This is a genomic window from Streptomyces longisporus (assembly GCF_039532765.1).
GTDB lineage: Bacteria > Actinomycetota > Actinomycetes > Streptomycetales > Streptomycetaceae > Streptomyces > Streptomyces longisporus.
In genome coordinates this window covers 362,688-377,110 of the sequence record NZ_BAAASG010000006.1, presented here as the reverse complement: position 1 = coordinate 377,110, position 14,423 = coordinate 362,688, and the positions used below count along the sequence as shown (strand labels likewise).

General features: G+C 67.3%; 8 protein-coding genes. 5 read left to right on the top strand and 3 right to left on the bottom strand.

The features are described 5' to 3' along the window. The first annotated feature begins 569 nt into the window (after positions 1–569). The 4 genes from ABD355_RS11590 (at position 570) to ABD355_RS11575 (ending at position 6,546) form a co-directional block, all read left to right on the top strand. Entirely contained in the window at positions 570–2,972 is a 2,403-nt protein-coding gene (locus ABD355_RS11590) for a DEAD/DEAH box helicase (protein ID WP_344400097.1), read from the top strand. Positions 2,973–3,029: 57 nt separating this feature from the next. Then, on the top strand, positions 3,030–5,126 hold the full coding sequence (tap, locus tag ABD355_RS11585; RefSeq protein ID WP_344400096.1) for a telomere-associated protein Tap: 2,097 nt from the start codon (positions 3,030–3,032) through the stop codon (positions 5,124–5,126). A gap of 3 nt (positions 5,127–5,129) precedes the next feature. Further along, a complete protein-coding gene (gene tpg / locus ABD355_RS11580; protein ID WP_344400095.1) occupies positions 5,130–5,687 on the top strand; it encodes a telomere-protecting terminal protein Tpg in 558 nt (185 codons plus the stop codon). A 265-nt stretch (positions 5,688–5,952) separates the two neighbouring features. Beyond that, positions 5,953–6,546: a toll/interleukin-1 receptor domain-containing protein gene (locus tag ABD355_RS11575; protein ID WP_344400094.1), complete on the top strand. Its 594-nt coding sequence runs from the start codon at positions 5,953–5,955 to the stop codon at positions 6,544–6,546. Between the two features lie 392 nt (positions 6,547–6,938). On the opposite strand, the gene ABD355_RS11570 is transcribed toward ABD355_RS11575, so the two are convergent. Beyond that, the gene (locus tag ABD355_RS11570) at positions 6,939–8,384 is read right to left on the bottom strand and encodes a serine/threonine protein kinase (RefSeq protein ID WP_344400093.1); all 1,446 of its coding nucleotides are present in this window, start codon (positions 8,382–8,384) and stop codon (positions 6,939–6,941) included. A 175-nt stretch (positions 8,385–8,559) separates the two neighbouring features. Between ABD355_RS11570 and ABD355_RS11565 the strand changes: the two genes are divergently transcribed. Then, the gene (locus ABD355_RS11565; RefSeq protein ID WP_344400092.1) at positions 8,560–11,532 is read left to right on the top strand and encodes a Helicase associated domain protein; all 2,973 of its coding nucleotides are present in this window, start codon (positions 8,560–8,562) and stop codon (positions 11,530–11,532) included. 194 nt (positions 11,533–11,726) lie between these two features. On the opposite strand, the gene ABD355_RS11560 is transcribed toward ABD355_RS11565, so the two are convergent. Continuing rightward, on the bottom strand, positions 11,727–14,120 hold the full coding sequence (locus tag ABD355_RS11560; RefSeq protein ID WP_344400091.1) for an AAA family ATPase: 2,394 nt from the start codon (positions 14,118–14,120) through the stop codon (positions 11,727–11,729). 117 nt (positions 14,121–14,237) lie between these two features. Continuing rightward, positions 14,238–14,423, bottom strand: coding sequence for a hypothetical protein (locus ABD355_RS11555; RefSeq protein WP_344400090.1), 186 nt, complete (start codon positions 14,421–14,423; stop codon positions 14,238–14,240).

The window sequence follows — 14,423 nt, the reverse complement described above, 5'->3', positions numbered from 1 at the left end:
CCCGCGGAGCGGGATATGCCCCGGCAAGCCGGGGCATAGAGCGCGAATTGCGCAAGCGCAATTCGAATTCCGGCGCAAGCGCCGGAATAGGATTCCGCAAGCGGAATCCTGACGACGCGTCAATTCGCGCAAGCGCGAATTGAGAGCGACCGCGCAAGCGCGGTCGCCGAGGCTCGCAGCAAGGGGAGGTGCATCACGCGCGAGTCTGTGTCGCCACTGGAAATCCCAGCCACCACCCCTACAACGGAGGTGACGGACCATCGGCCCGACAGAGTGCTGGCCTCACCACAGTGACGGGCTCCGCTGCGCTCCACCCGAACCCCTCCCGCCTTCTCAAGTGCCGGTACGGCAGCCGCGACAACACTCGACCAGCATCCACGCCAACCCGCCGCCATGGGCGAGAATCGGCCAAGTATCATCCCGAAGGGCGAACTAGCTGCAAGGGTGATGCATCAAAGGCATGTGCTGTGTAGAGTCTGGGACCAGACGCCACCACCCCCAAGCCCATCACCGCTTCGGGATTCTATTTCAGATTGCGCGCCTCATTCCACGAAAAGGAGAGCACGGGAATGGCCGTGAAACTGCGTGACCACCAGATCGAGGCCGTTGCCGCCATTGTGCGCGGGCTCGACATCCCGCCGGGCGGTATTCCTGTGAATGGTCTGCGCGGTCAGGTGCACTCCGCGTGTGGGACGGGAAAGACCATCATCGCGGCTGCGGCGGCAAAGCGGCTCGCTCCGAAGGGGCGCATTCTTGTTCTGGTGCCGACGCTGGATTTGCTGAGTCAGACGGTGCAGGCGTGGAATGCTGCCGGACATACGGGCCCTGCTGTTGCTGTGTGTTCCCTTCAGGACGACCCTGAATTGTGGGGCCTCGGGGTTCGGAGTACCACCAACCCGGTGCAGCTGGCGCTGTGGCACGGGCAGGGGCCGGTGACCATCTTCGCGACGTACGCCAGTCTCGGAGTCCTCGCAGAAGCTTTCGAGGGCGTCTACGGCCAGCAGCTTGATCCCATGGACCTGACGTGTGTCGATGAGGCCCACCGGACGAGCGGTTCGATGGGTAAGGCGTGGGCTGCCGTGCACGACCAGGGCGTGATCCCGTCGGCGCGCCGGCTGTATCTGACGGCGACGCCCCGGATTTGGCAGGAGCGGCCCCCGAGCTGGGAGGTTGCTGAGGGGGTGCGGGATGCGCTGCCCGAGGAGATGGCGGCCTCGATGGACGATGAGGAAGTCTTCGGGCCGGTCCTGTACAAGCTGTCGCTGGCGTCTGCGGTCTCCCGGGGGCTGCTGGCGCGGTATCAGATCATCGTGCTGGAGCTTCAGGACCCGGTCGTCACGCCGGAGCGGCTGATGGGTGAGGACCGGCGCAGCGAGGAAGTGCGTGGGCAGCGCCTCGGAGCCCTTCAGGCCGCGCTCCTGCACACCATGGCCGAGCACAACCTGCAGACCTGCATCACCTTCCACCACCGGACGATAGAGGCGCAGGCTCACGCGGAGGGCCTGGAGCGCGTGGCCAAGCGGCTGCACGCGGACCAGCCGGACCGGTACCCGGCGCAGATCTGGGCGGACTGGCTGTGCGGTGAACACGCTCCCGAGCGCCGGCGCGGGGTGTTGGGCGAGTTCGGGAGCACGGCGCTGCGTGCCATCCTTTCGAATTGCCGTGTCTTGGGCGAGGGTGTTGATATTCGAGCCGTGGATTCCGTCGCTCTCCTGGACCCGAAGGGTGCACCGCACGATATCGTGCAGGCGATCGGGCGGGCTTTGCGGCAGAAGCCCGGAGAGGGGAAACTCGCCTCGCTGATCGTGCCGGTTTTCTTGCAGCCGGGTGAAAAGCCAGAGGACATGTTCACCTCCGCCTCTTACCGCCCGTTGGTGAAGGTATTGGAAGGTCTGCGGGCTCACGATGAAGAGGCCGTGGAATTGCTGGCGATCCCCCAGGAGCCGCAGAAGGACGTGGCCCAGCCCTCCGTGAACATCGGCACGCCGCCGGAGGAAGGTGAGGAAGAATCCCGCCTGCTGCTCCGCTTCGCTGCCCCCAGGGATCCGGCGATGGTCGCGGACTGGGTGAGCTTCAACGTGATCGACACGGAGCGGCAGGACTGGGCGCGCGGCTGGGCGAAGCTGAAGCAGTTCGTGGAGCGCGAGCACCACGCCCGCGTGCCCTACGGACACCGCGAGGGCCCGACACCGCTTGGGCAGTGGGTGGCGGAACAGCGAAGGGCCTACCAGGCCGGGCAGTTGAGCGGCCTGCGGGCCCGGCGGCTGGAGAAGCTGGGCATGGTCTGGTCGGTCGCTGATGAGAAGTTCCAGGAGAACCTGGAGGCCGCCAAGGCGTACTACGACGACCACTGGACCCTCTGCGCTCCGAGGTCCGCCGTGGCCCTGGACAAGCCCGTAGGACAGTGGCTGAGCAATTTGCGCCGCCCGGGTGCGCTGGACGATCACCCGGAGTGGAAGGCCGCGCTGGAGGCGGTCGATCCGGACTGGAACCCGGAGTGGCCAGCCGACTGGCAGCGGCACTACGCGGCGCTGCGGGAGATGCTCGTGGAGGAGAGCGTCCTCGCGTACGTGGAGCCGGGCGTCACGGTGCATGGGATGGACGTCGGGCGGTGGTTCAACAAGCAGCGTGAGCACGCCACGTGGACGGCCCTGACGGACGGGCAGCGTGAGCGCCTGGAGCAGCTCGGCATCACGCCCCTGCCCCCGGAGCAGGAGACACCCGCCAAGGCCCCCACAACCGCCCTGGGCGCCTTCGAGCGGGGTCTTGCGGCCCTGGCCCAGTACAAGGCCCGCACGGGCTCGGTGACCGTCCCCAGGGGCCACACAGAGACAGTCGTGGTCGACGGCCAGGAGCACTCCGTGAAGCTCGGAGTCTGGATCATGAACCAGAAGGTGCGCCGCGCGAAGCTCACCACCGACAAACTCGCCGCACTCGCCGTGCTGGGGTTGGACTGGGCACGGGAAGGTTAAGGAGTGGGCTAAGTTTTTGGTTAAGTAGTATCGAGTCCTGACGTGAAGGTGCAGGGAATGGCATCTGAGGAAGAGCTGTTCGCTTCTGTCGACGCTCTGTTGAACGAGGAGCCGCGTCTCCCGCCTCCGGCAGAGCGTGCCCGGCTGCGTGAGGCCGCCGGCATCACCCAGGCCCGCCTCGCCACTGCGTTGAAGACGACGACCCAGTCGGTGAAGAACTGGGAGAACGGCCGCTCGGAGCCGAAGTCGCCGCGCCTGGATGCCTACCAGCGGCTGCTGAACGGGTGGGCAGCGAAGTATCCCGTAGACGGTACAGCCTCGGCTGTCGCGATGGCACCGGCGGCGTCCAGTGAACCGGCCGCGTCCGAGGTGACGGCAGACGCCCCGGGGACTCCCACCGTTCCAGCCGCCGGGCCGGCACGTCTCACCACCCGGCCGCCCGCGGCATCGCACCGCCCGGCCGCGAAGAACACAGCCCAGCCCACAGCCGATCTGCGCTTCCCGCACGGCCCGCTCGCGGTCCTCGACGCCGACGGGTCCGCGTACGGCATCGACGGCATCGTGCTCAACTGCCCCGCGACCAGCGTGGTGGAACTGGTGGAGTGGACGCTGCGCGAGTCTGGCCTCGGGGCGGCGAAGCTCAATCGGTACGGCAAGGACTCCGACCCGCTGATCGTGCTCACCGCCGCGGCCGCCGTGAAGCTGGGGTTGCCGGAGCGTCTGGAGGGCCATGAGCAGCGCCGCTCCCTGCGCCTGCCCGAGGACCACCCGGTCATCAAGCAGGTGGCGAAGGCGAAGTGGCAACTCACGCAGCGCGGGTTCGGCCCGTGGGCGCGGATCTACCGCAAGGCGCAGGGGAGCGAGCGGCAGTGCGTGCAGCTGGCGATCCTGTCGTGGGATGCCCTCGATGAGCGGTCCTGGCCCGGCGTGACGGACATGGAAGCGGCCGACATCGCCCGCGTCCTCGGCGTGTACGCGACCCGGGTCATCACTCCGCGCGGGTCGACGGCCGTGTCCGGGCTGGAGTTGATGACGGCGCTGCGCCCGCCGACGAAGGCCGTGCAGGACCCGGCAACCGGGAACTGGGTGTCCGGCTACAACGCGGGCTCGCTGGGGACGGAGCCCATGGATCCCGCGCCGCCGGAGGCCACCCCGGAGCACCCCGTCGTCGTGAACTCCGGCTGGAGTGGCGGGTTCCTCAATGAGGAGGCGTACCAGTGGGTGCGCTCGGTGGAGACGCTGAGCGATGAGGAGTGCATGCTGCCCTTCGCGGTCGGCCTGGACCTCAACACCGCGTTCCTCGCCGCAGCTGCCCGCCTGGTCGTCGGCCTCAGCGCCCCCGACCACTTCCACGCCCCGAAGTTCAACCCGAAGATCCCCGGCTCCTGGCTGGTCGACCTCTCCCACGTGGAGCTGGACCCGCGCCTGCCCTCCCCGTTCACGCCGACCGGCCAGCGTCCGACGGGACCGGCCTGGTACCAGACGCACACCCTCGCCTACGCCCAGGAGCTCGGCTACAACGTCGCCCCGATCGAGGCGTACCTGCGCCGTGAGACCGGCGCGTACCTGGACCCGTGGCACGACCGCCTCAAGAACGCCTACGTCGACACCCTCGCCGACCTCGGCGTCACCAAGGACCTGGACGACCGCCAGTTCCTTGCCGCGATGGAGCAGCACAAGCAGGTCGACCCGGCCCTGGCCGCCGTCCTGTCCGCCATCAAGGCCACGGTGAAGGGCGGCGTCGGCAAGCTCCGTGAGCGCCCGCAAGGCAAGCACTACAAGGAGGGCGAGCGGTGGCCGGCCCTGGAGCGGCCGACCTGGCGTCCCGACATCCGGGCAGCCGTCATCAGCAAGGCCCGGGTCAACATGCACCGCAAGCTGCTCAACATGTCCCGGATGACGGGCCTGTTCCCGCTCGCCGTGCTGTCCGACTGCGTCGTCTACCCGAGCCCCGGCGGCAGCCCGCTCGATTTCCTGCCGTACGCGGCCTCCGGCAAGCCGCAGCCCGGCGGCTTCCGCCTCGGACCGACGCCGGGCCTGGCGAAGCTGGAAGGCGTCCAGTCGATGCTGTGGGCGGTCGACCTGATGGAGCAGGGCCTCAATCCCGCCCGGCACATCAAGGGCGGCGACGCCGTCCTGGACGAAGGCGAGTAGACCGTGGCGGAGATCGAGGACGCCATCGAGCGGGCCGACCGGGAGTCGTTCACCCGCGAGCCGCCCAAGACGCTCCGGGCCCGCATCAACTTCCTGATGAAACAGCTCAAGACGACCAAGGCCGTCGCGGCGGAGCTCGGAGTCAGCCAGCGATCGGTGGAGCGCTACCGCAAGGGCGAGCGCAAGCACCCGCCGAAGGACATCGCCACGAAGATTGACGCGGCCGTACGGTCCCGTTGGCAGCCGCTGGTCCGCAAGCGCCGTCGCAAGCAGGCCGCCGCCACCGGCGGGATCACGGTGGAAACGAGGGCCCGCTTCGGGTACACCGCACCGGTCGGCACGACCGACGACAGCCGCTTCCGGCGACTCACCGTGCACCTCCCCCCGGCCTACGCCCGCCGCCTCTTCGACGCCCGCGAATCGGGCGCCAGCGACGAGGAGATGCGCGCGATCATCGCCGAAGGCTTCAAAGACGTGTACTTCCAAGACGGCGGAGGCCGCGCCACAGGACTCTCCGATGTCACCCTCAACGACATCGACTACCTCGACATCGACTACTGACCTGATGCCGGCCGCAAGCCCGGCATCTGCTTGTGTGACTGAGCGTTTTAGATGGCGGGTGAGCGCTGTACTTGGCGAGGTGAGCGCTTGCGGTCCAGGAAGGCGGCAGAGAAGGCGCACCCGGGTGCGCCTTCTCTGCTTTCTGGCAACGGAGCCCCCGACGGCGCCTTGTGCACCCTGCGAGTCGGAGTGGCTGAATGCCTATGCGAAAACGTCATCTTGACGATAACTTGGTCCTAGGTCTTTGGGATGACAAGGAGCAGCAGTGCGCGCGTTCGTTTCCCACAACCATAAGGACAAGCCTGCCGTTCGCTCCTTCGCCACGAAGCTGCGGTTGGGCGGCGTGGACACCTGGCTCGATGAGTGGGAACTGAGTCCCGGCGACTCCATTCCTGGCAAAGTCGGGGTCGCCTTGGACACGGTCGACACCGTGCTCGTCTGCTGGTCCAAGCACGCCAGCACGTCGGAGTGGGTCAAGTCCGAGTTGGAGACTGCGATCATCCGGCGACTGGAAGACGGACTCAGGATCATCCCAGTCCGCCTGGACGACACGCCACTCCCGGCGCTCCTCCGCCCCCTGTACTGGGTCTCCGTGACCGAAGACGACGACCAGACCGCCGTCAACAAGATCTTGGGCGTCGATACCACCGGATTCCTTCAAGGCGTCCAACAGCTCCTGGACGAGGCGACCATCGAGGCCGTGTCCTTTCACGGAGCCGGCGTCTACGTGATCTGCCCCAACTGTGGCGCCCCGCCAGCCAAGCTCGAACAGTGGGGTGCGACCGACTACGACCGCGGAGACCACTACGCCGGGGTGCGTTGCACTGAGTGCCGTTGGGAGGAGGGCGGCGAGGTGTAGCAGGGTCGTGCTTGCCGCGACCAATCACACCTCGACACAGCCGCTGTGCCGGGCCAAGGCGCATCCTCGCTCAACCCGCCAACTGAAGCGCTCAGTCACACTGCTTGTTGCGACTGAGCGCTTCAGTGAGCGGTTGAGTTGGCGAGCTGAGCACCCCTCCCCGGCTGCCGCTCAAGTCGCCACCTGAAGCGCTCAGTCACATTGCCCTTTCGACGACGCTCCGCGAGGCAGTTCCGCCCCGGCCGGAACGGTAGGGCGCGCGACGTCAGCCATCGCGCCACCTACGCGGCTTTGGGCGCGTTGGTCACGGTGGTCCGTTTGGGGACCGCGCCGCCAGGCGAGGGCGACCCGGAGATGGTTCTCTCCAAGGCCGCCCTCGTCGTCGCGACTGGTCAGATGTCGCCCGCGCGGGCCTTGGCATACCAGTCCGGAACGTGATCGTCGGCCAGGGCCACGATGCGGAGGATCACTGAAAGCATGTCCGGCACCGCGTTGGAGGCGACGGCACGGACCTCGTCCAGGATCCGGGCGAACTGGACGGAACCGACGGGCGCGTTCCAGGTGCGCTGCAGCTTGAAGGGATAGTCCTCCAGACTGTGGTGCCGGTGGACCACCCGCAGGTCGAAGGCGATCTCTGCCGCGTCGTCGAGCTTGTTGACCAGGCGCACCATGAACGAGAACTTCACCGCGGCCTTGCCGTCCTGATCCGGCGAGGTGAACTGCGCGCCGCGTTGATGTGCCCACGGGGGCATCAGCATGGGCAGCAGACGCGTCGCCTCGCTCGGCTCGGGCTGCGACTCGTAGTAGCGGAACTTGTTCTGGAGCATCCCGTCGACCACGCCGTAGAGGTCCGTGAAGAGAACGTCGAGCTCCAGGGCGAGCCGGTCAAGGAAGTTCCGGCGCTCCTGAGCCTGCTGCGCAGCCTCATGTGAGGCAGCGGTCAGGACGGCAAGACGGTCCTGCATCTCGGCGATCGACGCGGTCGCGCGCGATTCGGGCGGCTCGGCCAGACAGGCGCGGACCTCCTTCGCGAACTCGGCCATCGTCGGCCGGCCCGCCGGGTGGAGCACGGTGCAGCGCTGCATCAGCCGGTCCAGCTCGCCCGCCCACGGCAACGCGATGTGCCCCTGGAGGCTGTACTCGCCACCGGACCGGTACTCCCCCGGCAGCGGCCACCGGGTCCGACGCAGCAGCACCCACATCGTCTTCGCCAGCGACCAGACGTCCGCCGGGCCGCCGTCCACGTCATCACCGGGCTCCAGCATCTCGGGGGCGTGGAAGTTCACCGGGCCGAGCCTCACCGCCGGGCTGGTGACGTCGCCCTTGCCCGGGAAGGTGACCAGTCCGAAGTCGCCGATCTCCCACCGGCCGTCACGCTGGAACAGGTTCGACGGCTTGATGTCGCGGTGGTGAACCCCCTGCTCCGCCAGGACGGCCAGCGTCTCGGCGTAGGCGGCGACGGCCTCCAGCATCGTCTCCTCGGCCGGGGTGTCGCCGAGGGCCTCGTCCAGCGGGACGGCCAAGGGCATGACGTACCAGCAGATCTCCTGCGTGTCCTCGGGCACGTGCGAGTCGACGAGCGGCACGACGCCCTCGCCGGTGTAGCCGTGCAGGAACGTGATCTCGTCGGCGAACCTCTGGCGGCGGTCCGCCAGGAGCTTCCCGAGGCCGAACATCTTGATCGCGTACCGGCCATCGTCACCATCACGGCGCGCTTCCCAGACCTCGCCGTTGCCGCCCTTGCCGAGGTAGCCACGGTAGCCGCGACCGACCAGGGTCCACTCCCCCAGCCTGGCACCCTCCTGCGGCCTCCAGTTCTTGCCGTCGACCTTTCCCACGGTGCCTTCCGTTCTCACGCCGAGCTCGTCCCGCTGCATTGTCCCGCGCCTTCGCGAGTGACCGCGAAGGCTTTTCCCTCAACTCCCTTTAACTGACGCACTGATGGCTACCGATGCGACGCTCAACTCGCCAAGTGAAGCGCTCAGTCACACTTGTTGAGCCGAAGCACGCTAGTTGTCACAGGGACGGGATGGGCGGGGGAAACTGTTGCTGGCCGCGGGTGCCTTTCGGGTCGCTCCCCTGCAGGGTGAGATGACGCTGTCGTTCCTGGGGCGGATCGCGGACAGGTACGGCCTGACGGTGCGGAGTCTGTTGTCGGCGGTCACCGAAGTGGCTGGCCAGCAGGGCGTCATCGGGGCTCTACAGGGCGACAGTGAGGTGTTCTTGAACGCCGCGGCCCGGGACCGGGTCGCGGCACTGTGTCGTGTGCCGCAAGCTGGCTTACGCCGCGCGTTGCCGGCCTGGACGCGGGAGGAGCCGCTGGGCCCCTCGAAGGAGAGGCCGGCGGCGCGGCTCCACAACGGAGTGGAGACGGTTGCCGCCTGGGGTCCGGCGTGCCCGGGCTGTGTGGCTGCGCGGACGGGTCGCGTTGCACCAGCCCGGGTGTACCTGGCGGCGCACCAGCGGGTCTGCCCACGCCACCGGTGCTGGCTGATGGGCGTGCCTGGCAGCGGGGGCCGTGTCGTGGGGTTGGCCGGATGCCCGGAGGTGGTCCGGGCGCAGGAGGATCACCGCAGGCTGCTGCGCCGCTCCCCCGCCGCTGGTCCGGCGTTCGAGGTTGCTGAGGCGGTCACAGCCTGGTGGTGGGCGCAGAAGTGGCCGCAAGAAACTACGTGGCCGGCGAGGCTGTGTGCGACGGTTCCCGAGGGCGAGGAGCCCGGGCGGTGGCGGGTCCTGGCCCGCGGCTTGGTCACCTATCCGGAGACGGTGGCCGTTGCCGGGATGTTGGCAGACCAGACGATGAGGCGCCGTATCGCAACCCAGGTGCGCGGCCACCTCCCTTTCTGCCTGGGCGACCTCCCCGTGCTCATCAGTGAGCTGGCGCGCTGTCTGCAGCGGCCTTGGCTCACTGATCGCCTGACATCGTGCATGGACGGACCGCTATTCGCCTGGGCGCACCAGTGCAGCAAGGCGGCGGAAGTGCCCGATGACGACGGGCAGCGGTTGCTGTGGAAGGTCCATCCCGCGCACCGGCCTCGTCCCTTGACTGACGAACTCGCCCAGCACCTGCAAGAGGTGGCCGGCAGTGAAGCCGCAGAGGCGCTGCCCCTCAAACGGCGGCGCGGGCACAGCCGCCAGGCCGACGAGGCCTTCGAAGCGGGCCTGACCCGTGCCCGGGCCTACGCGGCTGCGCGGGGGCATCTGGCCACACGGGCGGACACGCTCCTGGACGGCTTTCCTCTGGGGGCGTGGATGACCAACCAACGGATGCTCCGTCTGGGGATGCCTGCCTGGCGCAGCGCCGCGCTGCGTGCACTGGACCCGTACTGGGACACACCGTGGCCGACCCTGTGGCAGCGCACCTACCACCAGGCCAAGTGTCACGTCGCGGAACAGGGCCCGTTGGATGCGCGGGGAGGATTTCCCGGTACCGGCCTCAGTCTGGGCGAGTGGCTGTACCTGCAGTGCACCCGGTATCCGGATCTGCATCCTGAGCAGCAAAGGCTCCTTTCACGGCTGGGCATCGATGCCGCGGCGGCTCGGGAGGCCCGGCCCCGGCGTCGCAGTCAGCGCGCCGGGGAGCAGGAAGCGCTCGCCCATGCCCGGGCCTGGGCTCTGGAGCACGGAAGCCTGGCGGGAGTCCGTGTCAGCACCGTGCATGAGGACTTCCCGCTGGGCAGGTGGCTTTCCGACCGGCGCGGCCAGATGGGGCGCGGAGTACTGTCGCCAGGCCGTGCCGAGGCTTTGACACGGATCGACCCGTGGTGGCGGCCGCCCTGGCACTTGTGCTGGCAGCGTTCCTACGAGCACGCGCGCCAGCAGCTCCAGCAGGCAGGAAGCGGGGAGTTGGTGGCGGGCTTTCCGCTGATGGACAAGCCGGCACAGGAGTGGTTACGCATCCAGCAGCGCCGCTACCACCTGCTCCTGCCGGGCCAGCACGATCTCCTCGACCAGCTCGGTCTGAAGCGTGAGACGGCCATCACCGAAGCACCCGGCGCCACGGCCAGTGCGTCTGCTGCGCCCGTGCGGGTTCGGGGTGGCCCACACGGTAACGAGGAAGGTGCGGAAGCGGTGGGAGGCCTTCCTGCAGCCGCACAGCACAGGCCGCTGGGAGTTCCCCGGCTCGGACAGCGCCCCGACCACCGCGCCCGGTTCGAAAACGCGCTGGTGCACGCCCGGACCTGGGCCGCCATCCACGGCCACCTGGCCGCTCCACGCGATACACGACACCACGGATTCGCGCTCGGAATGTGGCTTTTCAGCCAGCGCAACCGCGCCAAGCAGCGCGCTCGGAAAGGCGAGCCCGCCTCGCCGCACCTCGGACAACTGGCCGCGATCGATCCGTGGTGGAACCCGCCGTGGGACCTGCACTGGCAGCGCAACTACTACCGCGCCCGCGACTGCATGCGTGCCGGCCGCGGAGCCGACACGGTGGGCGGCCTTCCCGTCGGGAAAGACGCCCTGGGTATCTGGGTCAAACGCCAGTGCACCCTCTACGACAGCCTCCACCCCGACCAGCAGCACCTGCTCGCCGCTATCGGCATCACCCTCGAAGCCGCCCGGGCACGGGTCGGCCCGCGTGACTCCCACCGACTGACCACCACACCGCGCTTCGACACCGACGTCGCCCACGCCCGCTCCTACGCAGCCCAGCACGGACACCTCGCCGCCCACGCCAGCGAGGAACACGAAGGCTTCCCCATCGGGCGCTGGCTGGCCGAACACCGCCAACGCGCCCGCAAAAGGAACGGCACGTCACCTCAATCCCGGGTCCTGGCCGGCCTGGACCCGTGGTGGAACCCACCCTGGCCAATGCGGTGGCAGTACGCCTACCACCACACCCGCACCCACCCCGATACCTCACCCGCCACACGATGGATCACCGCCCAGCGCCAGGCATGGCCGCTCCTACACCCAGACCAGCAGCAGCTCCTGGCCGCCCTCGGCATCAATCCCGATGGCCCCGATCCAGCCGCCTCAGACTAGGCCGCGGCCGGACCATGAACCGCTCACGCCGCCCGGGCGAGCTGGCCGGCGCAGCACACCACCGGGGGCAAGTACGTGCAGTGGAGGGGGAATATAGCCGTGACGTAGGACGACGTCGACGAAGGCTAGGACACCGGTACGCCGGATTCGGCGCGGGCTGCACGCGGCGCTGAGCCAGGTGCAGCCGCCGTAGGTCACACCTCCGGGTCCTGGGCCGCGTTGACCTGCCGGTAGACGAGCGCCTGGAGGGCGTCGCGGAACGCGGGGAAGTCACTAATCGGGTCGAGTGGCTCCTCATCCAGGTCGAAATCGCGGCGCAGCTTGCGGATCTGGCTCTTGAGGTCCTCGGCGTCCGCCGAGTTGTCGAGGACGGCGTCGATTTCCTCAAGGAGCAAAGTGCCCTGCTCGCGGGTCACACCGGCGGGGTGGTCGAGGAGGAAAGAACTTCTGATGCGCTTGATTTTGGACGTGGTCCGTTCGGTTGCGATCTCTCGCAGAGCCTTGCGCTGTCTGCTGCCCAGTTCGCTGAACAGGGAGCGGAAGTTACGGTCCAGGATGGCCAACGCATCGGCTAGAGACTCTTCGCCGGAAGTGAGGAGGTCCACAACGTTGCGGGCCAGGCCCACCTTGTCCAGGTGGAAACCCTCTACCTTGCGCGCAGCAGCACTCTCCAGTGCGTCATGCGTTCCTTCCTCGCCACTGAAGGTCACGTCACCGGCGTGCAAGCTCGCCATCTCCTGGGCCTCGTGGGGGCTGAGGAAGGCGGTGGCATAGCTCTTGACCGCGGCAACGCCGATCTCCAGCGGAATGAGGTCCTCAATGGCGAGAACCCCTTGGGGGCGACTGCTGGTGATGTGCTGCGTGGGCAGCTCCTTCAGTTGAAGCACGAAGCTGTCGTCGATCAGAGGTTTGCCCTGGGGGCCGCGGCGCAGCTTCTTGCGTGCGCTGTCGCCGGCGGGGTCGCCGTCGAGGAGGACGATGATGGCTGGCCGGTCGACGTCGCGTCCTCGTGCGAGATACACCAGGTAGGGAATGTGGGCTGCGGAGCCTGCCGGCACGAGGGTGAGTGTGTTGAGGTCGAGGTGCTCCAGCGAGGACGTCTTCTGGCGGCGCAGGCGTGCCGACACGCCAGCCAGCAGGATCTGGTCGGACATTCCTTCGAGCATGATGTTGCAGTTGCTGATGAAGGTCGTTTCTCCGACGAAGCTGCCGAAGGCTGATCTCAGCGGCTCGTAGTGGTTACGCGAGGCGTTGCGTACGACGCGGGTGCCTTCGTCTCCGTCTCCTTTTTCGAGGACCCGGATGCGTTCACCGTGGTTCTTGTCGATGAGGAAGGGTGAGTGCGTCACGTACACGACCTGGCAGGCGGCGCGGTCGGGGTCGGCCGGGTAAGCGAAGTCCTCGAAGATGCGCAGCAGGTCCTGCTGTCCGTTGCCGGAGAGGTAGGCGTCTGGTTCGTCCATCAGGAGCACCTCGCGCTTTCCGAGCGCAGGGGTTTCATGGGCCAGGTATTGGATGAAGTAGCTGAGGAAGTATTTCAGTCCGCTGCTGCGTTCGTTGGCGGAGTACTCGGTGCCTGTCCTGTCCTTGACGGTGAAGACTAGGTCTTGGTCGCGCAGGGTCATCTGCAGCTGGAACTGGTTGTCTTGGGTCCACCACTTGGGGAAGTTCAGCGACTGGGCCAGTTGCCGGTTCATGCGCTCGACGATGCCGTTGGCGAATCCTTCCTTGCCTTGATCGACGGCCTTGCGGAGTTCCTGGAACGCGGTCCTGTCGATCTTCGCGACCTTCAGGAGGAGTTGATCGGCGAGAGCAAGTTGCTTGTCGTGTGCTTCGTCGGGTTCGTTCACGGTGGAGAAAGCTGACAGCAGACTCGGCATAGCGGTGGTGAGCTGCTCGGCGGAGCTGAAGGAGTCGGCATGGTCCATGACTGTTTTGACGAAAGATTGGCGGGTGTTACGGGATCTGGTCCGCAGCGTGGTGTGCTGGCCAGCCAGGTACTCCACGGGGACGCTGTGGGGAAGTGCTGTGTGCGCATCGATCTCGAACCATCGGGGCAGGATGCCATCGAGCGGCTCTGGGTCCTCGACACGGTGTCTGCTCCAGCCGTTGTTGTCGGGCAGGTAGACGACGGGCGCCTGCGCTCCGATGCGGAACAGCAGGAAGGTGTCGAAGTCGCTGGTGCTGGCCTTACAGCCCTTCGCCACTGCATCGCGATCGCTTTTCTGCAGGTTGCCGAACTGCAGGCCGAAGTCGGGGAAAGCCATGGTCCTGTCGACGGCGAAGAACTGGGAGTAGCGGCAGAAGTCGCCCCGTTCGATGTCCTGTCCGGTCAGCGCGCGCTGGATGGCGGCTAGGAGTTGGCTTTTGCCTGATTCGTTGGCACCGACGACGGTGGTGACGCCTTCTTCCAAGGGTACTTTGACGAATGGGTATTTGAGGTCGTCATTTTCCAGGACGTCCCACGGGTGGGGAACGAATTTGTCACTGGCCTTGCGGAGATAGTCGAAGTTGAATGAGCGGAAGAAGCGGATGTAGACAGCAGAAATGAACATGCAGGCCTCGTTCCGACTCGTGGTGCTCGACAAGCCGTCATGCTACTGCCGGGGGGGTGACAGTGCCCGGGGACGGTTGAGACCCAAGAGGCTAAGGACAACAGCGGCTTGCTTTCACGGTGACGCGCCCGGTTTCGCACAACTGCCCGTTCATCGCGCCTCTGGGGTGTCCCAGGCCATGCGGATGATGTCCAGCGCTGCGCGTTCTTCGGCGGTGAGTTCGTTGGGGGCGCAGCTGATGTGATCGATCCAGGAGCCGAGCCGGAGGGGACCGATCCAGTCGGTTTCGGTGGCGGCGTGCGCACGTGGGCTGGTCGTACCGGCGCCTGGAGCCAC

What these genes read in the sequence shown, in the direction of transcription:
- tap (WP_344400096.1), top strand. Translation starts at nt 3,030, where the DNA reads ATGGCATCTGAGGAAGAGCTGTTCGCTTCTGTCGACGCTCTGTTGAAC.
- ABD355_RS11590 (WP_344400097.1), top strand. Translation starts at nt 570, where the DNA reads ATGGCCGTGAAACTGCGTGACCACCAGATCGAGGCCGTTGCCGCCATT.